Annotated in this window: 20 protein-coding genes, 2 rRNA genes and 1 pseudogene; 14 read left to right on the forward strand and 9 right to left on the reverse strand. The window is 57.1% G+C overall.

The window, feature by feature from the left end; translation table 11 throughout:
- Together HY282_02300 and rrf are read left to right on the forward strand one after the other, a co-directional pair.
- A 23S ribosomal RNA gene (locus HY282_02300) occupies window positions 1-455 on the forward strand; the annotation flags it as partial.
- An 87-nt stretch (window positions 456-542) separates the two neighbouring features.
- Window positions 543-659, forward strand: a 5S ribosomal RNA gene (gene rrf, locus HY282_02305).
- Window positions 660-1,249: 590 nt separating this feature from the next.
- Here the strand turns inward: rrf and HY282_02310 are convergent.
- The 3 genes from HY282_02310 to HY282_02320 form a co-directional block, all read right to left on the reverse strand.
- On the reverse strand, window positions 1,250-3,097 hold the full coding sequence (locus HY282_02310) for a hypothetical protein (GenBank protein MBI3802578.1): 1,848 nt from the start codon (window positions 3,095-3,097) through the stop codon (window positions 1,250-1,252).
- Window positions 3,098-3,313: 216 nt separating this feature from the next.
- Complete coding sequence (locus tag HY282_02315) at window positions 3,314-3,817, reverse strand: hypothetical protein (GenBank protein ID MBI3802579.1); 504 nt, start codon at window positions 3,815-3,817, stop codon at window positions 3,314-3,316.
- Window positions 3,818-4,009: 192 nt separating this feature from the next.
- Window positions 4,010-4,972: a VIT1/CCC1 transporter family protein gene (locus tag HY282_02320; protein ID MBI3802580.1), complete on the reverse strand. Its 963-nt coding sequence runs from the start codon at window positions 4,970-4,972 to the stop codon at window positions 4,010-4,012.
- A gap of 347 nt (window positions 4,973-5,319) precedes the next feature.
- On the opposite strand from HY282_02320, the gene HY282_02325 reads away from it, so the two are divergent.
- From HY282_02325 to HY282_02335, 3 genes are all read left to right on the forward strand, one after another.
- A complete protein-coding gene (locus HY282_02325) occupies window positions 5,320-5,964 on the forward strand; it encodes a putative Ig domain-containing protein (GenBank protein MBI3802581.1) in 645 nt (214 codons plus the stop codon).
- A 222-nt stretch (window positions 5,965-6,186) separates the two neighbouring features.
- On the forward strand, window positions 6,187-8,328 hold the full coding sequence (locus HY282_02330; protein MBI3802582.1) for an IPT/TIG domain-containing protein: 2,142 nt from the start codon (window positions 6,187-6,189) through the stop codon (window positions 8,326-8,328).
- A gap of 80 nt (window positions 8,329-8,408) precedes the next feature.
- The gene (locus HY282_02335) at window positions 8,409-8,870 is read left to right on the forward strand and encodes a hypothetical protein (GenBank protein MBI3802583.1); all 462 of its coding nucleotides are present in this window, start codon (window positions 8,409-8,411) and stop codon (window positions 8,868-8,870) included.
- A 216-nt stretch (window positions 8,871-9,086) separates the two neighbouring features.
- Here HY282_02335 and HY282_02340 read toward each other — a convergent pair whose 3' ends face one another.
- Window positions 9,087-9,302: a hypothetical protein gene (locus HY282_02340; protein ID MBI3802584.1), complete on the reverse strand. Its 216-nt coding sequence runs from the start codon at window positions 9,300-9,302 to the stop codon at window positions 9,087-9,089.
- Between the two features lie 6 nt (window positions 9,303-9,308).
- Complete coding sequence (locus HY282_02345) at window positions 9,309-9,656, reverse strand: hypothetical protein (GenBank protein ID MBI3802585.1); 348 nt, start codon at window positions 9,654-9,656, stop codon at window positions 9,309-9,311.
- 325 nt (window positions 9,657-9,981) lie between these two features.
- Between HY282_02345 and HY282_02350 the strand changes: the two genes are divergently transcribed.
- Window positions 9,982-10,995, forward strand: coding sequence for a cysteine synthase A (locus tag HY282_02350; GenBank protein MBI3802586.1), 1,014 nt, complete (start codon window positions 9,982-9,984; stop codon window positions 10,993-10,995).
- Between the two features lie 72 nt (window positions 10,996-11,067).
- Here the strand turns inward: HY282_02350 and HY282_02355 are convergent, their stop codons facing one another.
- A complete protein-coding gene (locus HY282_02355; protein MBI3802587.1) occupies window positions 11,068-11,205 on the reverse strand; it encodes a hypothetical protein in 138 nt (45 codons plus the stop codon).
- 18 nt (window positions 11,206-11,223) lie between these two features.
- Here HY282_02355 and HY282_02360 point away from each other — a divergent pair, with 18 nt between their 5' ends.
- From HY282_02360 to HY282_02370, 3 genes are all read left to right on the forward strand, one after another.
- Window positions 11,224-11,613: a VOC family protein gene (locus HY282_02360; protein MBI3802588.1), complete on the forward strand. Its 390-nt coding sequence runs from the start codon at window positions 11,224-11,226 to the stop codon at window positions 11,611-11,613.
- A gap of 46 nt (window positions 11,614-11,659) precedes the next feature.
- Window positions 11,660-12,067, forward strand: coding sequence for a VOC family protein (locus HY282_02365; GenBank protein ID MBI3802589.1), 408 nt, complete (start codon window positions 11,660-11,662; stop codon window positions 12,065-12,067).
- Between the two features lie 373 nt (window positions 12,068-12,440).
- Window positions 12,441-12,983 carry a hypothetical protein gene (locus HY282_02370; GenBank protein ID MBI3802590.1) on the forward strand — a complete coding sequence of 181 codons (543 nt, stop codon included), beginning with the start codon at window positions 12,441-12,443 and terminating at the stop codon, window positions 12,981-12,983.
- A 629-nt stretch (window positions 12,984-13,612) separates the two neighbouring features.
- Here the strand turns inward: HY282_02370 and HY282_02375 are convergent.
- Window positions 13,613-13,957, reverse strand: a complete 345-nt coding sequence (locus tag HY282_02375) for a hypothetical protein (GenBank protein MBI3802591.1) — start codon at window positions 13,955-13,957, stop codon at window positions 13,613-13,615.
- 561 nt (window positions 13,958-14,518) lie between these two features.
- The gene (locus HY282_02380; GenBank protein MBI3802592.1) at window positions 14,519-14,875 is read right to left on the reverse strand and encodes a hypothetical protein; all 357 of its coding nucleotides are present in this window, start codon (window positions 14,873-14,875) and stop codon (window positions 14,519-14,521) included.
- 118 nt (window positions 14,876-14,993) lie between these two features.
- On the opposite strand from HY282_02380, the gene HY282_02385 reads away from it, so the two are divergent.
- The 3 genes and pseudogenes from HY282_02385 to HY282_02395 all read left to right on the forward strand — a co-directional run bounded on the left by HY282_02385 (window position 14,994) and on the right by HY282_02395 (window position 16,533).
- Window positions 14,994-15,380: a nuclear transport factor 2 family protein gene (locus HY282_02385; protein MBI3802593.1), complete on the forward strand. Its 387-nt coding sequence runs from the start codon at window positions 14,994-14,996 to the stop codon at window positions 15,378-15,380.
- A gap of 14 nt (window positions 15,381-15,394) precedes the next feature.
- Window positions 15,395-15,593, forward strand: a pseudogene (locus HY282_02390) (KTSC domain-containing protein).
- 601 nt (window positions 15,594-16,194) lie between these two features.
- The gene (locus HY282_02395) at window positions 16,195-16,533 is read left to right on the forward strand and encodes a hypothetical protein (GenBank protein ID MBI3802594.1); all 339 of its coding nucleotides are present in this window, start codon (window positions 16,195-16,197) and stop codon (window positions 16,531-16,533) included.
- Window positions 16,534-16,702: 169 nt separating this feature from the next.
- On the opposite strand, the gene HY282_02400 is transcribed toward HY282_02395, so the two are convergent.
- Window positions 16,703-17,266, reverse strand: coding sequence for a hypothetical protein (locus tag HY282_02400; GenBank protein ID MBI3802595.1), 564 nt, complete (start codon window positions 17,264-17,266; stop codon window positions 16,703-16,705).
- An 836-nt stretch (window positions 17,267-18,102) separates the two neighbouring features.
- Between HY282_02400 and HY282_02405 the strand changes: the two genes are divergently transcribed.
- Both HY282_02405 and HY282_02410 read left to right on the forward strand, forming a co-directional pair.
- Window positions 18,103-18,936: an aldo/keto reductase gene (locus HY282_02405; protein ID MBI3802596.1), complete on the forward strand. Its 834-nt coding sequence runs from the start codon at window positions 18,103-18,105 to the stop codon at window positions 18,934-18,936.
- Between the two features lie 459 nt (window positions 18,937-19,395).
- Complete coding sequence (locus tag HY282_02410; GenBank protein ID MBI3802597.1) at window positions 19,396-23,139, forward strand: pyridine nucleotide-disulfide oxidoreductase; 3,744 nt, start codon at window positions 19,396-19,398, stop codon at window positions 23,137-23,139.
- Window positions 23,140-23,248: the final 109 nt, after the last annotated feature.

Genomic DNA, 23,248 nt, shown 5'->3' on the forward strand with positions numbered 1-23,248 from the left:
ACAGGCTTATCGCGTCCAAGAGTTCACATCGACGACGCGGTTTGGCACCTCGATGTCGACTCATCGCATCCTGGGGCCGAAGTAGGTCCCAAGGGTCGGGCTGTTCGCCCGTTAAAGCGGTACGAGAGTTGGGTTCAAAACGTCGTGAGACAGTTTGGTCCCTATCTGTTGTGGGCGGAGGAAATTTGAGGGGAGTTGACCCTAGTACGAGAGGACCGGGTTGAACGGACCTCTAGTGTGCCGGTTGTCCCGCCAGGGGCAGCGCCGGGTAGCTATGTTCGGAAAGGATAACCGCTGAAAGCATCTAAGCGGGAAACCTACCCCAAGATTAGATTTCCCTGCCGTAAGGCACTGAAGGTCCCCCGTAGACTACGGGGTAGATAGGCGGGGTGTGAAAGAGCTGTGAGGCTTTGAGCTAACCCGTACTAATCGACCGTGAGGCTTGACCATTATATTTGCTTCCGATAGATTCAGTCTTGCTGCTTGCTTGTTAGATAGATCCTTTGGATCACCCATATTCAGTTGTCAATACAATTTGAATTTCCGGTGGCAATACCGGAGGGGCCACACCCGTTCCCATTCCGAACACGGAAGTTAAGCCCTCCTGGGCCGATGATACTGCACCCGCGAGGGTGTGGGAAAGTAGGACGCTGCCGGATTAAAAACAGAGCCCCGTTCATCGAAAGGTGAACGGGGCTTTCTGTTTTGTATTTTTTATTTTGCAAACGTTACGAAGGTAATGAGAACGCATTTTTCTCATAGCCCGATATCATTCATCCCATCCATGGCGCCTTTCTCCTTAAAAAGCGCCCAAACGAAAATTCAATCGCGCATCTCTACCAAGATCGACATCTTTAATGTATACTCAAGATCCTTCTTGGCATAAACGTCGTCAAAGGGCTGTTCCTGAGTGCGTCGATCTTCGAGATGATGGAAAAAAACGTCGTCGGGCTTTGGGAGCACTCTCTCGGAACCGCGGTGGCGGCGAGCGTCATCTCAAAAAAGAGAAGAGCGTCACTTCAGCATCCCCCCGATCATCGGATTGATCCGTGAATCGATGGAGGAGTCGTTCGATTGGGCCGACATACCGCTCGACGATTTCATCTCGGTCCCGATTCAATACAGCGCGCTTTTCGGCCGCGTCGCGCGCTCCCTTCAACCTTTTAAAAACAGTCAAACCGGTTGTGAAGGTCTAAGCGTACCCTTAAGCGCCCGTGAAGTGCTTAATCGGCGCCGGATTCCCTTTCGGCTACCGCCGTTCTCTCTGCCGCCGGGCGGTCTGTGAAAGGGTGGATAAGGTTCGGTTGATCTGTTCCACCAGAATCGGGTTGGATTCTTTCAAGCCCTCTTGCATCAAATCTAAAATGAGTCGCACGCGCGTCACCGGATCGCCCGGATTCAGGCCCGGCCATCGTTTGCTCTTTGCGTATTTCTGATTGATGTCGCGGACCCGCTTCACGCAGGCGGCCACGTCGTCGTAGTACTTCTTCTCCCAGCTGATGAGGATCGTCTTCACCTGCTTAAAAATCTTCCCGCTGCTCGGCGGGGCCGGGCTGGCGATCGGGTTCCCCTCCGTCACCGTCGCCTGAATTTCAAGGCTGTAGTTCCCATCGTTCGGATCGGCCGTCAGCACGAGCGTGTTCCCAGACCGGTTGCAGATCAAAGCTGCGTTTCTCGTTCCGGTCGTCTCGCTCTTCGGACGGGGAAAGGTCGCCACGACCGGAACGTGAATCAGGCCGCCAGCCGGCGGGACGGCGACACCGTTCACCTGCCAAGCGAATTGCGGATTGTCATATCCGAAGGCGGTTGCGGTGCAGGTCAGCTGGGTCTGCTGATGATCGATGTAGAAATGATAGGTGCCGCGGCCGCAGATGAAGACCGGAACATCCTCTTCCACCCCTTCTTCGACCAACGCGCTGTTGCCGCCGACAGCCACATCGACGGTGACGGCGCCGGCCGTCAGGAGATCGGCGCCGCCGACCGTCAGCTCCACCCAGCTTAAATCGTCGGCGACTTTGTCGACCCGCACCACGAAATCGCCGCTGTTCGAGTGCCAGTCGGCGTCCCCCCCGGTCAGCGGCAGGGGGAAGTTCCCCTCGTAGACGACCTTCGGATTGGTGTCGAGGTCGGGGGTGGCGTTGGGGTACTCGTCCAAATTTTGAAGCGAATGAATCACGAGCCCGCTCGGCGGGGCGGTCGTCGATCCGGCCGCGTTCATCCCCCGGTCCCAGTCTTTCGATCGGCGTAATTCGATCAGATAGGCGAGCCGGCCGCCGGTCATCCCCGGGCCGGCCTGTGCGACGGCGAGGACTGGGTTGTTCCCCTGCGTCAGGTCGCGCGCACGCAAGGTGAGCGAGCGCTGCCAGTTCGCCACGACCGTTCCGATCTGAAAGACATGGTGCGAGGCGGCGAAGTCGGCCACCTCGTTATAGACGGAGGCGGCCGCCGGCATCGGCGCGAGGCTGGCCCAGAAGGGATCGCCGGAAGGAGGACCGTTCGGGTCGGGTGGAATCGAAAAGGTCGGCGTCGTCCCTTGATAGGTCTGCGCCGCCATCACGCAGTAGGGATCTTGATAAATGGCCGGCAGCGCCACGGCGCCCGGAGGGGTCCCCCAGACATGTTTGAAGCACATCGCATGGCCGAACTCGTGGGCGTAGAAGTCGTGGTTGCTGCTCTCCATCAAGACACACCAAGATTTCCCATTGATGCTCTGCGCGCCCGATCCGGCATCTTGCGGATTGCTCGCCGTCGGCGCCACCCAGAGGACGATCCCTTTGAATTGATCGAGCGGCCACCCTTCCGCCGTCGCCTGCTTCACCGCCTGATTGATCAGCTGAAAGCGGGTGTACTGTCCGGGGCCGGTCGGCGCGTTCATCCCGGAGAGCTTGCGCCAGGGAAAGACCTGCGTTCCCTGTAGGTTGATCGTGCCGAAGGTGCAGTACTGCCAATACTCGGCGATCCCCCACCAGGAGAGGGAGAGGGGAAAAAAGAGACGGTTGATCACGGCATCGCTGTCGGTCAAATTGTTCGGCGTGGCATTGGTATAGGGGGTGTCGGCCCAGCTGAACTTCAGAACCGCCATCGGATAAGATCCCATCTTTTTCTCCAATCAATAAAGGGGCCGGTGAGCCGTTGAGTCGTACAGACAGACGCCCATACCGTGAATGGTCCGTTCGCAGCGGCCGATGACAATATGGACCGATCATCGGTATATCGAAATCGTCTTTGGCCGGAAGGAGCATCTTAATTAATGTATATTTTTTAAGTCAGTCCATCAGCGGTATCGCCGTTGGTCGCCGATCAATTTGCTTCCTTATTTCCCATCCATTTCCGGGGCCGGCTCTCCAAGGGTCCGCTCGAGCTCCTCTTCCCCCACGACTGCATCTCGGAGGAACTCGAGAACCAGGGCATGGGTGACCGGATCGTTCTTCTCGGTCTTTTCATAGAGCGCATGATAGCTCCGGATGCTTGTCCGCTCCGCATCGAGCACCGCTTTTAAGGCGCCGTCGATGTCGCGGACATTCTCCGGAAGCTTGAACGGCTTGTCGGTGGCATACTCCGGCAGATCGGTCAGCTTCGGGACCGGCATCCCCCCCAGGGAGATAATCCGTTCCGCGAGCCGGTTGGCATGTGCCAGCGCCTGCGCTATTTTACGGCGGAGGACCCGGATGACCGCCGGCGCCGCCGGGCCGCTGATGATGTTGGCCACAAAAGAATAATTATAGTGGGCATACCATTCGTCGGCATAGGCCCGGTTCAACTCCTCCAGCAAATTCTTTCGGTCGGGCCCGACCAGTTGCTGTCCCAATTTTCCCATCGTCCGCGCTCCTTCTATGTGAAGAGAGTTCAATTAATCCCTTTCCATCATAGGCTATTTACCGTCGGGGAGGGAAGGGGGCGCCCTATGTTGATTTTGAGTCCGGAGGTTAAGGATGTTTAGAAACGGTCCTTCGACCGGATCAGGACGAACGGCTGAGGAGGGGAGAGATTGTTCAAGCGGAAGCCCTGATCAAACGGCAATTCCTAAAAGCTTTCGGACGGCGCCGCCGATGAGATAGCTGATGCCGGTGGCGAGGGTGATGATGATTACGTTGGTCACCACCCTCCTTTTTATGTTCATCCCGGATAGGAATGACAAAATAATGGAGACGAGGATGATCATCGTTCCGGCACTCACGATCGACCAAAAAGCATTGTGAGCGCCGAAGAGGACCGGAAGGAGGGGGAAGGCGGCGCCGGCGAAGTAGCTGACGCCGACGACCACCGACGATCTTAACGCCGGCTCCGGCCGGTGTTCTTCGTTGCTCTCTTTTTGTAAAAAACGGTTCTTCTCTTCTTGGGTCCGTCTCACCTCATTCTCGGAGCTGACCGCCACATAGGCGCCGCCGGCCATCGAGAGCGCCCCCGCCACGGCGGTCGTCAGCCCGGCCACGACGACGAGGCTGTTCTGTCCGAAGCTGGCGAAGAAGCCGCTCACCGCGCCGAGGATCTCGACCATCCCGTCGTTGAGACCGAAAAAAATGTTTCGAATCCGGTCGGGATTGATGATCCGGTCTTTCATCCGCCCGACGATCGCATCTTCATGCCCGAACTCATCTTCCAACACCCCTTGGACGGCCCGGCCGATCGGATTGTCTTTGTTCCGCTTCCAGAGGGTGAGGTACTTTCGAATGCCGTACACTTCAATCGCTTCCAAAATCAGATCGATCGCCGTCGGGCCGAAGAGGCGGCAGATCAGGACGATCAGCGACAGCTTGAGGCGGCGGCCGACGTTGAGTCGGGAAATTTCAATCCCGAAGAGATTCTGCCAAAAAGTGAAATGGCCTTTCTCGACCTGGATTAATTCATCGAGCATCGGGCGCAAGTCGGGCCCCGAGATCTCCCGCAGTTTTTGATAGAGCGACAGATCAAAGAGCTCGTCGAGAATCAGCTCGCGCGCCAAACCCGGATCGACATATTCTGTATGCTGCATCAAGACTCCAGTTTGGGATACATCCATAATAATATAAGAGAGAGGCGGCCGTCTTTTCTCGATGATACCTTTCTCTGCCGGCCCAGGTCAATTCATCTTCGGTCAACCTAATTGACTCAAGCGATCGGCCCGTCACCTTCTTCTTTACGGACGGAGCCTCGACCGTTTTCTCTTCATAAATTCTCATTGACACCTCTTGCCGAACTACTATAGTATGCGCAGGTAACTAGGTGGAAGTGGTTAGTTGAAGAGAAAGACCCACAATAAGCGGCTTCCGCGCGATCCGAAAGAAGGGCTGCAATGAGGCGGTTCTTTTTTTAAGTACGTGTCGGAAGTGGAGGTGCAAGATGAAAAAGGTCATCGGACTTTTGCTCGGGATTGCGCCCGGTCTCTTCTTTGCCGCCATCACGGTTGCGGCGCCTCTGCAGATCAATGAAAGCTCTCCGCTGGTGAATGGAAACGTCTGCAACCAGATGAACCAGTTCCTCACCGCGAGCGGCGGCTCGGGGCCGACGCCGTACAAGTGGAAGGTTAGCGCGGGCACGCTCCCCTCCGGCTTGACGATGCCGTCGTCTTTTGCCACCATGTCGACCGTTATTACCGGGATCCCGTCCACCGTCCAAACCAAGACATTTACCGTACAGGTCACCGACGGCGCACGCCACACCGCCTCGAAAGTCTTCAGCCTGACGATCGACCCGCCGCTTCCCCTCACCATCACCAATCAGAACTCGACCCTCCCGGCCGGCACCCTCGGGACGGCCTATTCCGCCAATCTGTTTACCAGCCCAGGCGGGTGTCTCCCCTTGGTCTGGACGATCACAACCGGACAGCTTCCACCCGGTCTTTCATTGCACCAAAACTCGTCCGGCAAGGACAATAACGTGATCTCGGGAACGCCGACGACCCGAGGGACCTATGTCTTCACCGCGACGGTCAGAGGCAACGACGGCCAGACGGCCTCGATGCAGTTCAGTATCACCATCAACTGATCCGCTTGTACCGGGAGCGCCCGAGGAGGCAGAAGGGGGGTGGCCAGCAGGCGCGAAATGGTTATTTGAACGCTTGACCCCCCCTTCGATCGTTTTGAAAAAGGGGGACGGTCGCAATGACCGTCCTCTCTTTTGCGATCCTCTTATGTTCCTCCAAGCGTCGAGCCGATGTGCCGAGCCGAAATGCCGAGGTCGATGATGACTGAAAGCCGAAAGAGGCGTTTGAAAGCGCTTCGCCTGACCCTCGGGGTTGCGCTCCTTCTGTTCGGAAGTGCAGGAATAGGCTCGGCGCAGCTGATCTCGTCGCTCTCCCCCCCATCCGGTCCCTCCGGAACGTCGGTCACCCTCACCGGATCGGGTTTCGGAAAGATACAAGGATCGAGTCGGGTCCTCTTCGACGGCACCCCGGCTGCGGTGATCGGTTGGATCGACAGCGAGGTCGTCGTCACCGTACCCGAGGGGGCCACGAGCGGTCCGGTCGTGGTCACCGTCGCCGGCGAGGCAAGCAATGACAACTATCCCTTTCGGGTGGTCGCTCCGACCTCCTCTCCCAGACTGTTCTCTTTGTCCGCCCTCGCTTCTCCTCCTCATTCGGATGCCACCGGATTCTTGGTGACGATGAAGGGATCGGGTTTCGGGCCGACCCAAACCTCGAGCAGGGTTACTTTTAATGGGGTCCCCGCCGGAGTGATTCGCTGGAGCGACTCCGAAATTGGGGTGGCGGTTCCCGAGGGGGCCACGACCGGACCGGTGATCGTGACGGTCAATGAAGCGCCGAGCAACGGCCTCCCGTTCATCGTCTTTCCTTATATCGCTGCGCTCACCCCCTCTTCCGGCCCGGCGGCGAGCCTTTTCACCCTTGAAGGGGCGCATTTCGGGGCCGTTCGGGGGGAGAACAGGGTCACCTTCAATGATCTCCCGGTGCCGATTGTCCGTTGGACCGACACACAGGTGACCGCCGCGGTGCCGAGCGACGCCCTCACCGGCCCGATCGTCGTCACCGTCAATGGGGTCCGGAGCAATGCGAATAATCGTTTTGCCGTCCGTTCTCCTTTGCACCCGATGATCTCTTCCCTCTTTCCCCGCGCCGGTCCCTCGGAGATGTCGGTCCTCATCGTGGGATCGGGATTCGGACGACTCCAAGAATCGGGTACGGTCACCTTCAATGAAACGCCGGCCGCGGTCCTCGGTTGGAGCGACACCGAGATCATCGCGACCGTTCCGCCCGGGGCGACGACCGGGCCGGTCGCGGTCATCCGCAATGGGTCGGCGAGCCGCCTGAATCCGATTTTTACCGCGACGTCCGAATCCCCTTTTTCATTGGCTTCCATTACTTTGGCGCCGGAGCAGCCGACCTTGCGGGCGGGACAGACCGCGTCGTTTGCGGCGACCGGGTTTTTCAAGAACGGCGCCTCACAACGCTTGAGCCTCGCCACCCTGGCCGCCGGGGTCGGTCATACCTGTGCGGTCCTTTCCGAAGGAACGGTGCGTTGTTGGGGAGAGAACAGCTTCGGCCAGCTCGGGAATGGAAGCACCGCTCCGTCATCGGTCCCAACGCGGGTGAGAGGGATCGGCAGCGCGACCGCCGTCGCGGCGGGGACCGCCCATACCTGTGTCCTCCTTTCGGAGGGGAGGGTGGCGTGCTGGGGAGACAATTCCGCCGGCCAGCTCGGCAATGGGACGAATACCGGCTCGGCCCTTCCGGTGGAGGTCACCGGCATCCGCGATGCCGCGACGATCACCGCCGGCAGGCATCATGCCTGCGCGGTTTTATCGGACGGCGCGACGATGTGCTGGGGTTCGGACGCCGACCCGCCCGGCAGCGGCGGCAACTACGATTCAACCACTCCGGTCAGGGTCGGCGGCCGAGCCGGCAGCGCGGCGACGGAGATCGCCGGGGAATCTCACACCTGCGCGCTTTTCTCGGAAGGGGCGGTGAGCTGCTGGGGAGACAATACGTTCGGACAGTTGGGGAATGGAAGCAGCGCCGGATCGCCGACGCCGGTGCGGGTCGGCGATATCGGCCGGGCGACGGCGATTGCAGCGGGGAGCTATCATACCTGTCTCGTGTTGTCGGACGGGACGGTCGATTGCTGGGGGGACGGCCATTCGGGCCAGCTCGGCAACGGGAAGAATGCCGGATCGGGCGCACCGTCGGCGGTCGCCGACATCACCACGGCCGCCGTCCTCCTCTGGACGAGCAGCGACCCGTCGGTGGCAACGATCGACACTTTCGGCCGCGTCACGGCCCACCGCCCCGGCCTGACCACGCTGGCCGCCACCTCCCGCGGCGTCAGCGGGACCACCACCCTTTTGGTCGAGCCGACCCCCTCCGAGCGAACGGCCACCCGCGTTGATCGTTAGGCCGGAACCGGAGCAGAATCGGTTTTTCCCCGGTTTGCCCGGTTTGCCCTGTTTGATTGACCCGCTGCACCCTCTGAATCATGGCCGGCGCCTACCTCCTTCGGGAAGAAGACAAGGTCGCTCTCAAAGCCTGGGTCGGAGAGATCCGTAAGGAGGAGCTCTTTGCGCTCGACCGCGCCTTTTTGAGCAACCCCGATCTCCCTCCGGCGCCACGGGTCCTTGTTGATGTGACCCGCGCGTCGTTTCATACGATGGGGGAGAATGATTTTCAGGAGCTGGTCAATCTCTACTGGGAATATCGCGAGAAGTCGGCGGGGGCCAAGGTGGCAATTATCTCCAGACAAGATTTTCAGAAGGCGAAATTGTATGAAAAACGGGCGGCATCGGTCTCAATCAATGCAATCGTCTTCAACGAAGTTGCCCATGCTTGTACCTGGCTCGGCGTGAATGCAAGAGAAGTTCAAGCGTGGCTGACTGCAAAACGGGCCGAGCTCCTCTCCGCCTCCTTGCCTGAAAAAGATTCGATGAACGGTTCTGATTAATCATCACCGGGCGGCCGACCGTAATCGATCCGATCTTCAGAGCGCTTCTCTGAGTTGGTGAGGAACGCACTCCCACCGATTCTGAATCACTCGACTTACCGAAATCTCTCCGAAAATTTCTCCATACTTTAGGTCCGTGTGACGCTTCCCTCCGTTCCTGGGGAAGCCGATCCGATCTCACTCCGTCAGCAACGGATTCCACGCGCATCGGCGCGGCTATGAACCGCTTTGGTCCTCTTCGGGCAGTTCGACGATTTGGTGAACGCGGGTCGGGGCGCGATGCTCGAAGCGCTCCGTCAGGTCGTCGGTGGTCGGCTTTGCCCTCTCCCGAAAAACATTGTCGGCCCGCTTTCGTTTTCTCGGGTTCTGGGCAGGGTTGCCTTTCGGGTGTGTCGTCCGTTTTTGCTTGGCTGGTTTCCTGTGGGTCGGCATCCGGGATCAACCTTGAGATTGAGCGCCGTTGGACGATCCCGCCTTGGCGAGCAGGTTGGTCGCCTCGTTAAAATGTCTGTTCGCCGCCTCTTTTTTCCCTTCTGCAGCAAGGGTCATTGCCAGGTTGATATGCACTTCCGGAAGGGTCGGATCGGCCTCTTCCGCCATCTGAAACTGTTTGGCCGCCTCCCCGAGATGGTCATTCATCAAGGCGGTGACCCCGGCGTCAAAGTGGTTCTTCACATCGGTGTTTGTAATCTCTTCCGGCGCCACCGGCTGAATATGGTTTGCGAAAGCGGGTGCTGCGCCGAGCATGAGTAAGAGTGCAGCAAAAAGTCCGATCAATTTTTTCATTGACTCCTCCTTTGTGGTGTTTCATTCTTTTATTCTAGGTCTCTTGCGGTTGGGACGCAATTAACCCCGCCGGGCTAGTCCGCTTTTCAGGCGTGTCAAAAGAGCCGGTGACACACCGGTGGAAGAGCCTGGGTTAAGACAGGGAGGGATGGGAAGATCGCGGTATGAGCGGCCTGTCGCAGGCCTCGGGGTCGATCACAGCAACCGCGCAAGTGGATCTCGTCTCCCTGCCGCCGCGTTTACAAAATACGCAAAAATATTGTAGAGTGTCCCTCGGTGGAGAGATCAGATCAGCATGCCTTGCACATCTTGAGAGAGGGACGAAATGGACATTTGTGAAAACCTGCTCGACCTGATCGGCCGGACGCCGCTCATTCGACTGAAGGGGCCGTCCGAGGCGACGGGGTGCACCATTTTGGGGAAGGCGGAGTTTCTCAATCCGGGCGGATCGATCAAAGATCGGACCGCGTTGGGGATCGTTCGCGACGCGGAGAAGCGGGGTCTTTTGAAAAAAGGGGGAACGATCGTCGAAGGAACCGCCGGAAATACCGGGATCGGCCTGGCGATGATCGGACGGGTCTTGGGGTATCGGACCCTGATCGTCATTCCGGAGACGCAGAGCACCGAAAAGTTCGAGACGCTGCGGACCTACGGCGCCGAGCTGAAATTGGTCCCCGAGGCCCCCTATTCGACCCCGCGCCATTTTGTCCGGATCGCCGAGCGGCTGACTCAAGAGATGAATGCGGCATCACCCGGCTCCGCGTTCTGGGCAAGGCAATTCGACAACATCGCCAACCGCGACTTCCATGCCGCCACGACCGGCGTGGAGATCTGGGAGGAGACGCGGGGAAAGGTCGATGGGTTCAACTGCGCCGTCGGGACCGGAGGCACGTTGGCGGGGGTCGGGAAGGCGCTGAAAGCGCGGAACCCGAATGTCGTCATCGCCCTCTCCGATCCGATGGGGGCGGCCCTCTATCATTATTACAAGCAGGGCGAATTGAAATCGGAGGGGGATTCGATCGCCGAGGGGGTCGGGCAGAGCCGGGTCACCGAAAACCTGGTCGGCGCGCCGATCGACGAGGCCTACCAAATTCCCGACACCGAAGCGCTCCCCTATATTTTCGATCTGCTCCGGGACGAAGGGCTTTGTGTCGGCGGCTCGTCGGGGATCAACGTCGCCGGCGCTGTCCGACTCGCCCGCCAGCTGGGACCGGGGCATACGATTGTGACGATTCTGGCCGACGGCGGGATGCGTTATCAGCGGCGGCTCTTCAACCCGGCCTTCTTGCGGGAGCAGAAACTGCCGGTGCCGGCGTGGCTCGAATCGCCTTTGCCTTAAGCTCCCTTCCTGGGTGGCGAACCGGAGAAGCAGAAAATTCGGGAGCTCCTTGCCGCCTGGATGCGCGCCCCGTTAGCCGGGGATATCGAGCAGGTTCTCCATCTCCCGATGAAGGAGGTTGTCTTCCTCCTTCCCGTCGGTCTCGATGCGCGGCCGGGATCCGTCTGTCGCCGCCGCGAATCTCGGGGGTGCGGCGCCCTCCTGTTTCATTCGCCTCTGTCGGAGAAGATGCAGAATAGGCCGACCACATTTATAAAGGCGCGTTTCGTGATCGCAGTGCCAGATCTCCAGTCGTCGGCCGAGTTCTATGGCGACGTTCTCGGCTTTAACGTGCGCGAGATCGGGGATGAGGGGTGGCGCCTCTTCGAGCGAGACGACTGCGTTATCATGGCGGGCGAGTGCCCGGACGCCATCCCTCCGGCGGAGCTCGGCGATCACGCTTACTTTGCGTACATCGTGGTCAGCGGCATCGAGGCGTTCTACCGCTCGGTCCAAGCCAAGAATGCCGACATCATCAAGCGTCTGTGCGATGAGCCTTGGGGAATGCAGGAGTTCGGGATCAGGACCATCGATGGCCATCGGATGATGTTTGGCGCTCCAAATGACCACGATAGATAGAAGGCGGGCTCGCGCCTCCAACGACCTCCAAAGGAAAGGAGAAAACATAGCGATGAAAATTTTCGTAAATCTGCCGGTTAAAGATCTCAAGAAGTCGATCGACTTCTTCGCGAAGCTCGGTTTTACGTTTAATCCCCAATTCACCGACGAGACGGCCACCTGCATGATCGTCTCCCCGGAGAACTATGTCATGCTGCTGATCGAGCCGAAGTTTAAGAGCTTTACCCCCAAGCCGATTTGCGATGCGACGAAGAGCACCGAAGTGCTGATCGCGCTGTCATTGGAGAACCGGCAACAAGTCGACGACATGGTTCGCAAGGCGGTCGCCGCGGGCGGAACCACCTACAGCGAACCACAAGACCACGGCATTATGTATGCGCATGGGTTTCAAGATTTGGATGGACACATCTGGGAGGTGTTCTTCATGGAGCCGAGCGCGATCAAGCAAGGCTAGGGATCTAATTTCGATAGACAAGTAGGGACACGATCGATAAAGTATGTAAAATTCCGATGAGGAATCCCCCCTCAGTATTTTAATTTGTCGCGAGACAAGGGGCTGCATGATGAAGCGGCGTCATGATATTGTCCATCAGGCTGATCGAAGAAGAATCGGCCCAACCTAACCAGTATCCGGCACAAGCAATAAGACAAGATCAGGTTATTCGATGGAAAAAGGCATTAAAGCACTTTGCTGAAACTGGAAATACTGGCGCTCAGACAGGACCTCATAATCAGTCTATGATGCGCGAGCGCAGGTCAATGTATAGTCGTAATTTATTGATTGGTGGCGAACATTGGAGACAGCCCCAGTTTCTATATAGACGCAGGTGGTTTCTCCTTGCTACGATAGACCCTCCGAGACATTTTTCCCGCTCGGCCGAAGCGGCAATAAAGGAGATACCATTCGTACCGCATTTCTGAGCCTCGTCCTGTTCGTCCTCTTGCCGATTATTGCTTGGGGTGAAGAAAGCGCCGCCGACGAACCGACGTTTGGGCCCTGCGTAGTCAAATATTCGGAACCGGTCATCACGCTCACGTCCGCTGTCAATGCAACCTTCTCGGCTCCCATCAGCGACGTGACCTTTACCAACATCACCTTCAACGGCGTCCCAGCCGACTTACGGGCATTGACCGCCCTCTCATCCAACGTCCAGGTTGTAGACGACACGCTTCAATGCAAAGTGCCGTGCGGCTTCTCCACCGACGAGGGTAGGTATGAGATGACGGTCCTCGCCCCCGGTTACCAACCGTCGATCCTCTCCTTTACCGCGAAGTACAGCTCATTTGTGGGCGGATGCCCGGCGACCTTTAGTGGGACCCAGCGTGTCTCGGTCACACTTCAGCCCCAAGCTTCATCGTTAAACCGCTAGGAGGTGGCCCCATGTTCGCTTCCGTCAGTGCTCAGGCCGGACTCGACAAACTGCTCCAACGCGGCATTGTGTTCTCTGTCCTCTGGCTTGCCGGGTTTGGGTCTGTGTATGCTTTCTGGTGCGGCCTCAAGGCGCGGCGTCTTGTCAGAGAATCGGGGGGCGTCCTGTCCGGGGGAGCTCGTATCTGGTGGTGTCTGATACTGGGAGCCGTCGGAATGTTATTTTGGTTTCCAATTATTTTTATCGCCGTGATGAATAATATCCGATAAATGGATTCACAGAAGAGGAGAAAAAGAGGTCGGATGCTCTCCCCCTTGCCAACCGCCTTCAATCTGTTCTAGAAAAACCAGAAAGGCATTTCACGGAAAGAGTGTTCGAAGGCGATCGGGAAGTGGACCAACCTCAGATGAACATTCTTATGGAGCGCGGCGGTTCCTGGGAAAAGTGTTTCCATCTTTTCTCCTCTCGATCAGAGGGGTGGGGAAAGCGCCGCTCGATATGAGCGATCGGCGAGTACAACGGTCTCTCGAATACGGCGCGCTCTCCCGCCCTGAAACCGGCGTCTCCTTCTCCGCTGAATCAATTGACCTGCGCGCGAAAAAGAATCGGCTCTCACTGCATGAAAGCGCTCACCCTTTCGGCGGTGTGCCGGTGGACGCCGCCTGAGCGATCAAATTGGCCGCTTGATCAAACTCATTTTTCGCTTGGAACTTTTGCCCCTGCGCCGCCAAGGCGAGCGCCGTGTCGACATGAAATTCCGGAACATTCGGATCGAATTTCTCCGCCGCTTGGAAGTATATGACCGCGGCACTGAAATTGTCTTTCTTCAATTCCTTCACCCCCTGATCAAATTGTTTCTTTGCTTTTTTGTTTTTGATATGTTTCGGTTCGACCGGCTGAATATGGTCGGCGAACGCGGTGGCCGTCCCCAGCGCCAGAAAAAGCGCCGTCACGATTCCAATCCATTTTTTCATGGTTTCCTCCTGATGGTGATGTCGTCCATTGGCTCACCATTATTTTAGGTTTTCCAGGGTCGGCGAGCAATTCACTCTGGTGGGCTAATCCTTATCAGCAGGTTTTTCTGGAACCGATTCTCATCTGGAGAGAAAATGATGACGAACGGCTTGGGCTGGATGGAAGGGTCGGGCTTGCCCTGGATGGATAGGGTCGGGCTTGCCAATGATGGGTATGCCCAGAGTGGATGACAACGAGCCGACGAAAGGGGCTGCCTTTATATCGAGCTTTAAGAACCCATAGGTTCCAAATCAGCATGGCTTGAAGAGGCAATCCCTATGACAATGCCGTCGCAGAAAGTTTTATGAAAAACCTGAAAAACCGAAGAGGTTTATCTTGAGAAGTACGGACTCTGGAAGATGTACGGAGTCGGCTCCCATATTTTATCGACCAGGTGTACAATCGCAAACGGCTGCACTCAGCCCTGGGCGACCGACCACCTGAGGAATTTGAAGCGCTCTGAACGGCCGCCCAGAAGCATCACCACCCTGCCGGAGCACTCTAACCTAAACCGTCCAAACTTAAGGGTGCAGTTCAACTCTTTTTTCGTGACTGTCTATTTGAGTGGGAAGCGAGATCCCAGTTATTTGCTTATAAAGCGCTACAGCGTAAGAATCGGTCATCCCAGACACAAAATCGGTGACCTGTAGGATTCGGATATACTTATCCTCATCAGGTCTTCCTTTTTCCTTACTCAGAAATTGTGGCGGAATGAGCCTTACTAACTTCTTGCTTTTCTCATCCTTTCCATCTTCAACTACATTGTTTACAGCCTTTATAAATTTCCGGAGAAGCCCCGCCAATACTTCAAACCCTGGCACTTCAACTTCTAGTGCTTCCTTCGAAAAATATATTTCTTCTATAGAAATTTCTCTAATTCGGTAAGAACATCAGTGCTTGGAATTAAGTTAGTTAACTTTCCACCTTTATGAAATACAACTTGTCTTCCTCCTTCATCTATCGTAAAATTCCTACAATATTATCAGGAGGACCGATATGGGCACAGCGACCGATGTGGTGAAGAAAGCCTACGAGGCTTTTGGCAAGGGGGATGTTCCGGCGGTTTTGAATTTGATCGCGGACGAGGTCGATTGGGAGTTCGTCGGCTCACCGGGCCTGGGGTATGCGGGCAACCGGAAAAATAAAAAGGGGGTGGCCGATTTTTTTGCGGAGGAGGCTCGGGCCAATGAGATCCACGCTTTCGAGCCGCGGGAGTTCATCGAGGCGGGCGAGCATGTCACCGTCCTCGGATGGGAGAGCGCGACGGCGCGCGACACGAAGAAGAAATTCGAGAGCCCGTGGATCCACCTCTTCACGGTGAAGAACGGCAAGATCGTCCGCTGGCGGGGCTTCTTCAACACCGCGGCCCGCTACGGAGTGTAGCGACGAGTTCCCCCATGGAAATGATAAACGTCCGCTCGTCCGCCATTCGACGGATCGGCTACGATCCAAGCGCGCGACGGATGAAGATCGAGTTCGAGCAGGGACATATTTACGATTTCTGCAATGTCCCGCTATGGATTCCAGGGGCTGATGAACGCCACCTCCAAGGGAGCTTATTACAACGAACAGATCCGGGACGGATACCCCTGCTAATTAGCGCACGGTCAACGGGCAACGCCCTTGGAAAGTACCCTGCAATAAATCTATAATAGGGATATGGCGCGCGCCGTCGAGGAGTTTATTGCGGTGAACTGCGATAAAATCATCGACGATCTGAAATTCCAGGGATACCATACTTAAGACGAGCTTATGCAAGACGTCAGATTGTTACATCGGATAGAAAATACCCGGAACTTGAGCTTGCTGAAGAGGATCTCCGAACGATCTTAAAATTCGACCCCCATACGATTTTTTTACATCCGGGGAATTCCGGGGACATCATACTTAATTCCTGATCTTCCCGAATGGGTAGTGCTGAGTTGAAACAGATGCCAAACCATTACCACGCCGATCCGTTTCACCCCCGTGCTTACGAGGGATCGGGGTTAGGGCTGTCGATCGTTAAAAAGTTTACCGGGCTGCTCGGGGAACGGTTCAGATTTCGAGCGCCTTGGGAGCCGGAACGACCTTCAAGATCCTCCTTCCTTATGAGACACCCCTTCGAGACGAAACGCCCCTTAAGATATCTGCGACCCGCTGATTGTAAAAGAGGAATACCGACCGGACCGATCATGAGAGCGATAAAGGAGATGAGATGAAACGATATAAGAGGGGATTTTTCCCGTGGGTGTGGGTCCTGGCCTTTTCGGCGGCTTTTGCGGGGACCGCTCAGTCGCAAAGACTCAATAACCGGGAGTCGAACCAGGAGCGACGGATGGGAGGGGTTCAGTCCGGAACGGAGACGCTGAAAGACGAGGCGCCGCTGGACGGACAGGGACCGGCGCCGGGGGTGGAAGGGAAAGAGAAGCAGGCCCCAAAGTCGAACAGAGAGGGGAATCGAATGGGTCAGAAGATGGAGCGCGAGCGATCCGCCGCGCCTGGAGCGCTCGATAACAATTCCGTTCCGACTGATCGAAATGAAATCAGAAAGTGATGAGGTAATAAATTGGAACGATCCTCCTTTGACGCTCTCCGCCGGAAGGCCCTCTGCTTTGCACGGGGATAAATGGGGCCTGGCGCAAAGCGGAGGCAATCGGTTTCGGTTTTATGTTTCAGCACTCTCTGAAGCGATGGAGGTGTACTTGTCCTCTCAAGAAGTATTCTTAGGGTTGAACCCCGCTGCGGTCTGATTTCCGTAATACCGCTTCGTCGCCGGTCCAATCCTTCCAGAACAGCCACAGACCGTACCCGATCGATCCAAGCATTAAAATCGCCCCCAATCCGAAAATAAAACGGGCAAGAGCGGTGTCCCACTTTAACATCCCTAGGCGGTCTAATATATTATTCCAGTCATGTCCCTCGCACGGAGGTTCTTCGCATCCGAGGAGCTGGAGCTGCATCGCTCGGGCATCGCCGATGTAGGCGCTCACATCCAGGAAATTCTCTCCTACCCAAAAGAGGACGACGGCGGCTCCGAAATAATCTTTCCGCCGGAAAAAGTGGCCGAAAACGATCGACGGCATGATCACCTGGAAGAGGGAGCCGCCGAGAATCGTTAAAAACTCGCCTCCGATGCGAAAAAGGACATGTCCCGCTTCGTGAAAAGGAAGATCGACCAGATGGTAAAAGGTCTCAACGGTAGGAACCTGCCTGACAAGAAGAATCCAGGCATAATAGATCAGAACCAATAGAAATGCGCCCCTATAAAAGGCCCTTCCTCGATTCAAAAGCGTCTTCCTATCCCAGATTTAGGTTCATCTGACTTTTTAAGAAAAGAGTAAATCAATTTTACTGATTTATATTGTAGCAGCAAAATATAATCTGAAACGGGCGGCCCTCTTCGCGCCGATTCAGCAGGTATGCGGATTGGACTTGATGGCCATGAAAGCTGAAGATGAAAGCTGAAAACGAAAAACAATCTCGCTTCAGAATAATCTATCTAGGGATACTCCCCGTCTCTCTTGCTCCTGCTTATCGTTTAAGAAAAACGCCTTGCATTTCCTTTTGCACTCGAGTACTGTAGGGCCGAAATCGTAACTACGGATTGCTTCCCAGGTCGTATACGAACTTGGATGAACGGTATGGTTGGACCGCCTTTCCCTTTAGAGGAGATGAAGAGGGCCGCCGCGCTCCAAGCCGGCAGATTCTGGATACCCCTCCTGAAGAGCGATTTGACCGATTCACCTCGATTGCAGCGCGCCTCTTTGATGTCCCGATTGCGCCTCTCCGAATTCCGCTTTGAACGCGAAGCGGGAGTCATTTGACGGATCGAAAACAGAATTCATCTTCGGTGCGTGTGACGCGAGTAAGAAGCCGTTTCCTCCTGATAGATCTTGAATCATAATGATCGCCGGCCAGGAGCTTCTCCCTCTCTCCTCTCACGAGTTTCCTTCCTGAAAGTGCGAATTTCAATTCTCCCAGAGTCAGAGAACAAAAGAGAAAGTAGCGTCGCTCCATCAGACGAAGATCATCTTCCGGCAGTATTGCTTCCATCGGCTCAACCCTCCTAGAATATTGCTAGAATATTGATAGATATCCCACATCTGACGACAGGAGAAACCCGATGAGAACGGTAAACCTTCCTTCAGGAGTGCCGGTCCCGGTGCTCGGCCAGGGGACCTGGGGCATGGGAGAAGCGCCGGAGCGACGGCCGGAAGAGGTGGCGGCGCTCCGGCTCGGCCTCGATCTCGGCATGACCCTCATTGATACCGCGGAGATGTATGGCGAGGGGGGCGCCGAAGCGGTCGTGGGGGAAGCGATCGACGGCCGCCGCGACGCGGTCTATCTCGTCAGCAAAATCTATCCGCATCATGCCAGTCGGTACGGGACCGTCGCCGCCTGCGAGCGGAGTCTCGAGCGCTTGCGGACCGATCGCCTCGATCTCTACCTGCTCCATTGGAGAGGGGAGTTTCCCCTTTCCGAAACGGTAGAGGCCTTCGAGGCGTTGAAAGAGGCCGGGGCGATTCGGGACTGGGGGGTGAGCAATTTCGACCTCTCCGACATGGAGGAGCTGCTGACCGTGCCGAACGGTAAACAGGTCGCCACCGATCAGGTCCTCTACAATCTTTACCGCCGTGAGGCCGAGCCGGCGCTCCTTCCCTGGTGCCTGAAGCGGCAGATCCCGATCATGGCCTACTCGCCGATCGAGCGGGGCCGAATGATCGACGATCCGATCTTGCAGCAGATCGCTTCGAATCATGGAATCAGCCCCGCCCAGGTGGCGCTCGCCTGGTTGCTCCAGAAAGAGGGGGTGATCGTCATTCCGAAGGCCAGTCAGCCGTCTCATGTGCGGGAGAACCGCGCCGCGCTTGACGTTCACCTGACCCCGCACGACCTGGCGGAATTGGACCGGGCTTTCCCGCCGCCCCGCAAGCCGACCGCCTTGAAGGTGCATTAAAACCGGAGTGATGAACGTCCGTTGACGGTGTTTGTGCGCGCGAGTTCAGAGGATCGCATTGCGGAGTTTTCAGATGGGGCCATTACTGACCATCAGGTTTGTTCTCATATAGGGCCGAAGGTCGTGGGGTAAAAACCCCACGACCTTCATGCAGTGGGTGTGGGCAGACGCCCATCCTCACTCCGACGACCCGCTTAACCCCTGCTCAAAAAATCATCCCCCTCAAGTTCCGATTGATCTTCCTACCCCAAATACGGTAAAATAACTTCTTTTCGCCATTTATTGAGTGAGGTGTCTAGAGTAGACCCGTTGAACGCCCCCGAGGCGCGGCCTCCGACGCAAATCGGAGCGCCCTCTCAGTTGCTCTTCCGTTCGTCTGACCGGCCCAATCGGTTTTATCCCAGCATCATAAAGAGCGTTCCGGGACGTTCCCTGCAAACAAGGTGAGGTAGTGCGCGCATGACAGAAAAAGGTTTGTTGACCCCCTCCGATGAAACATTCACCCCCGGGATCGATCGATTTTCATATGCCGATCTTTATCGACCGGAGCGGCTGAAAGCGCTGGCCGGGCGTTTCGATGAAGCGCTGAAAGAGGACGACGCCGCCTTGTTCGACGCCTTTCTGGCCTATCGGACCGGCACCGGCGCTCCCCTGACGCCGCCTGAGGAATCGGAGCTGTTGATCCGGGTCGCCCCGCATCTCAGCGGTTTCATCGCCCGCCTGTTCCGGGTCGACGCCGAGCGGGCGCGGATGATTCAGCAGGTGCTCGATCAAAAGGCGATCTTTCGATTTAAAAAAGAATTTATTGCCAAACAGGTGCTGAAAAAATATAACGCGGAAATGCTTCCGTCGCTCAGCTATCGCGCGCTCGATCGAAAGCTGACGCTGCTCCTCGAGATCATGGTCGGCCACCTCGGATCGTATCAGGACATGGAGCAGGTGATCGCCGTCGCCACCTGCCGGCTGCTCGACGCCGAGAGAGCGCTCTCCTTCCAGATCAAACGGAACGAGCCGGCGCCGGAAGTCCTTCTCGAACAGATCCGCGCGCTTCGTCAGAGTCTGCTCGAACAGACTGAGGGGAGAGAGGCATTCAAAGAGATGCTCGGAACCGGATTCGACTCCGAGTCGCCGGACGATCTGCTCTCCTTTACCCAGGGATTACTGACCTTCATTGAAAAGTGGGCCTTCGCGTCGATGCACGATCCGGCGGGCCGCGCCTTCACACGCGATTGGGTCTCCTACCGCCATCCGCATAAGATCGACTATTTTCATCTGGTCGAAATCGAGGCGCCAAAAACGGATCTGCCGGAGTGGATGAAGGGGCCCGAAACGACCCTCCGGCGGCGGGACGGGTTTGCGCTGACCGACCGGCGATACGACGAGAAAAATGTCCTCTACGAAATCGACTACTGCGTCATCTGCCACGAACGGGAAAAAGACTCCTGCGCAAAGGGGCTGCGCGACCGCGCCGGCGCCATCACGAAAAATCCGCTCGGAATCGATCTGCCCGGCTGCCCGTTGGATGAAAAGATCTCGGAGATGCACTACCTGAAAGGGGAGGGGGATGCGATCGCGGCGCTCGCCATGGCGATGATCGACAACCCGGTTCCTCCCGCCACCGGCCACCGGATCTGCAACGACTGCATGAAAGCCTGCATCTATCAAAAGCAGGAGCCGGTCAATATCCCTCAGGTCGAAACCGGCGTCCTGACCGACGTCTTGAACCTGCCGTATGGCTTCGAAATCTACTCGCTCCTCGCCCGCTGGAACCCGCTGCGGGTCAAACGGCCTTACCCGCTTCCTTATAACGGAAAGAATGTCCTCGTCGTCGGGATGGGACCGGCCGGCTTTACCCTGGGGCAGCTCCTTTTAAATGAGGGGTTCGGCGTCGTCGGAATCGACGGGCTGAAGATCGAGCCGCTCCCGAAAGAATGGACCGGCGATGCCGAAACGGCCCCCCGGCCGATCAAAGAGATCCAAACCCTCTACCATGCGCTCGATGAGCGGGTGTTGGCCGGGTTCGGCGGGGTCGCCGAGTATGGGATTACCGTCCGGTGGGACAAAAACTTTCTTGATTTAATCTATCTGACCCTGGCCCGGCGGGAGAAGTTCCGGGTCTACGGCGGGGTCCGGTTCGGCGGGACGATCACGATCGACGACGCTTGGGCGATGGGGTTCGATCACATCGCCATCGCCGCCGGCGCGGGACGGCCGACCATCGTCGAGATGAAGAACAACCTGATCAAAGGGATCCGTCAGGCGAGCGATTTTCTGATGGCGCTTCAGCTGACCGGCGCGTTCAAAGCGTCGTCGTTGGCGAACCTGCAGCTCCGCCTTCCAGCGGTGATCATCGGCGGCGGCCTGACCGCCATCGACACGGCGACCGAAGCGATGGCCTATTATCCGATCCAGGTCGAGAAAACTCTCCACCGGTATGAGATCCTTTCGGAGCATTTCGGCGTCGATAAAGTCCGGGCGATGTACGACGAGGAAGAGAAGTCGATCCTCGACGAATTCTTGGCACACGGCAAGGCGATCCGGGCCGAGCGGGCCCGCGCCGAAGTGACCGGAGAAGCGCCGAACTTCGTTCCGCTCCTGCGGGAGTGGGGCGGCGTCTCGCTCGTCTACCGGCGCGACCTGATCGACTCCCCCGCCTATCGGCTGAATCATGAGGAGATCATCAAATCGCTCGAAGAGGGGATCTTCTACGTCGAGCGGATGAACCCGGTCGAAGCGATTCCCGACCGGTTCGGCGCGGTCTCCGCGGTGAAATTCGAGAAACAGGTCGTTCAAGAAGGGAAGCTGAAGGGGACCGGCGAGTTTGTCACCTTTCCGGCGAAAGCGGTTCTGGTCGCGGCGGGGACGACCCCCAACGTGATCTACGAAAAGGAACACCCCGGGACGTTCCAAATGGACGAGAAGAAAAAGTTCTTCAAACGGTTCGAGCCGACTTGGAATGGAAGCGAGACGCCGGCGCTCGCCCCGTCGAGCGACTGGACCACCCCGGCGGTCTTTACCTCCTATGAGAAAGAAGGAAAGTTCATCACCTACTACGGCGACAACCATCCGGTCTTTGCCGGAAGCGTCGTCAAAGCGATGGCGTCGGCCAAAGAGGGCTATCCTTATATCGTTCAGCTCTTTGAAAAAACTTTTGCCGCGCTCTCGCCGAACGATCAGCCGGCCCGTGAGGAGCGGTTCAACGCGTTCGCCCAAAATCTCGATGCGCAGTTGTCGGCCAAAGTGGTCGACGTCGTCCGGCTGACGCCGACGATCGTCGAGGTGATCATCCAGGCGCCGCTGCAGGCCAGGCAGTTCGAGCCGGGACAGTTTTATCGGCTGCAGAATTTCGAGAGCTTGGCGGAGGAGGTCGACGGGATCCGTCTGACGATGGAAGGGATCGCCCTGACCGGGGCGTGGGTCGATAAAGAAAAGGGACTTCTCTCCTTGATCGCCCTCGAGATGGGGGTCAGCTCCCGGCTCTGCGCGGCGCTCAAACCGGGCGAGCCGGTCGTCGTGATGGGGCCGACCGGTGCGCCGACGGAGATCGAATCGAACGAAACGGTCCTGCTCGCAGGGGGTGGGCTTGGGAACGCCGTCCTCTTCTCGATCGGAAAGGCGATGCGGGCGCGCGGCAACCGGGTGATCTATTTCGCCGGCTACAAAAAACCGGAGGATGTCTACAAAACCGGTGAGATCGAGTCGGCGTCGGACCTGATCGTCTGGAGCGTCGATTCCGGAACACCGATCCAACCGCGCCGTCCCCAGGACAAGAGCTTCGTCGGAAACATCGTTCAAGCGATGAAGGCATACTCGGAAAAAGAGCTCGGGGAGGTGCCGATTCCCTTGGACACGGTGAACCGGATCATCGCGATCGGCTCCGACCGGATGATGGGGGCGCTCCAGCAGGCGCGGCATACCGTTTTGGCGCCTTATTTAAACCCCAATCACACCGGGATCGGGAGCATCAACTCTCCGATGCAGTGCATGATGAAAGAGGTCTGCGCCCAGTGCCTGCAGAAGCATATCGATCCGCGGACGGGTAAAGAGACGGTCGTCTTCACCTGCTTCAATCAGGATCAGAAGCTTGACCATGTTGACTTTAAAAGCTTAAACGACCGGTTGAAGTTAAATACGGTCCAGGAGAAGATGAGCAATCTGATGCTCGATTATCTGCTCAGCAAGAAGAACTTGATCCGGGTTTGAAGGGCAACCGGGTTCATCAATAAAAAGGGCGGTCTGAAAAAGGCCGCCTTTTTTGTTTGCCGTACTGTAACCGGCGGAGAAGCATCGGTCGGTGTGGTTTGATAGCGGC

Source organism: Candidatus Manganitrophaceae bacterium (assembly GCA_016200325.1).
GTDB lineage: Bacteria > Nitrospirota > Nitrospiria > SBBL01 > Manganitrophaceae > Manganitrophus.

Coding starts and splice junctions, on each gene's coding strand:
- HY282_02310 (MBI3802578.1), bottom strand. CDS start 3,097: ATGGGATCTTATCCGATGGCGGTTCTGAAGTTCAGCTGGGCCGACACC.
- HY282_02325 (MBI3802581.1), top strand. CDS start 5,320: ATGAAAAAGGTCATCGGACTTTTGCTCGGGATTGCGCCCGGTCTCTTC.
- HY282_02355 (MBI3802587.1), bottom strand. CDS start 11,205: ATGAAACAGGAGGGCGCCGCACCCCCGAGATTCGCGGCGGCGACAGAC.
- HY282_02360 (MBI3802588.1), top strand. CDS start 11,224: ATGCAGAATAGGCCGACCACATTTATAAAGGCGCGTTTCGTGATCGCA.
- HY282_02405 (MBI3802596.1), top strand. CDS start 18,103: ATGAGAACGGTAAACCTTCCTTCAGGAGTGCCGGTCCCGGTGCTCGGC.
- HY282_02335 (MBI3802583.1), top strand. CDS start 8,409: ATGGCCGGCGCCTACCTCCTTCGGGAAGAAGACAAGGTCGCTCTCAAA.
- HY282_02345 (MBI3802585.1), bottom strand. CDS start 9,656: ATGAAAAAATTGATCGGACTTTTTGCTGCACTCTTACTCATGCTCGGC.
- HY282_02315 (MBI3802579.1), bottom strand. CDS start 3,817: ATGGGAAAATTGGGACAGCAACTGGTCGGGCCCGACCGAAAGAATTTG.
- HY282_02410 (MBI3802597.1), top strand. CDS start 19,396: ATGACAGAAAAAGGTTTGTTGACCCCCTCCGATGAAACATTCACCCCC.
- HY282_02340 (MBI3802584.1), bottom strand. CDS start 9,302: ATGCCGACCCACAGGAAACCAGCCAAGCAAAAACGGACGACACACCCG.
- HY282_02320 (MBI3802580.1), bottom strand. CDS start 4,972: ATGCAGCATACAGAATATGTCGATCCGGGTTTGGCGCGCGAGCTGATT.
- HY282_02385 (MBI3802593.1), top strand. CDS start 14,994: ATGGGCACAGCGACCGATGTGGTGAAGAAAGCCTACGAGGCTTTTGGC.
- HY282_02375 (MBI3802591.1), bottom strand. CDS start 13,957: ATGAAAAAATGGATTGGAATCGTGACGGCGCTTTTTCTGGCGCTGGGG.
- HY282_02350 (MBI3802586.1), top strand. CDS start 9,982: ATGGACATTTGTGAAAACCTGCTCGACCTGATCGGCCGGACGCCGCTC.
- HY282_02395 (MBI3802594.1), top strand. CDS start 16,195: ATGAAACGATATAAGAGGGGATTTTTCCCGTGGGTGTGGGTCCTGGCC.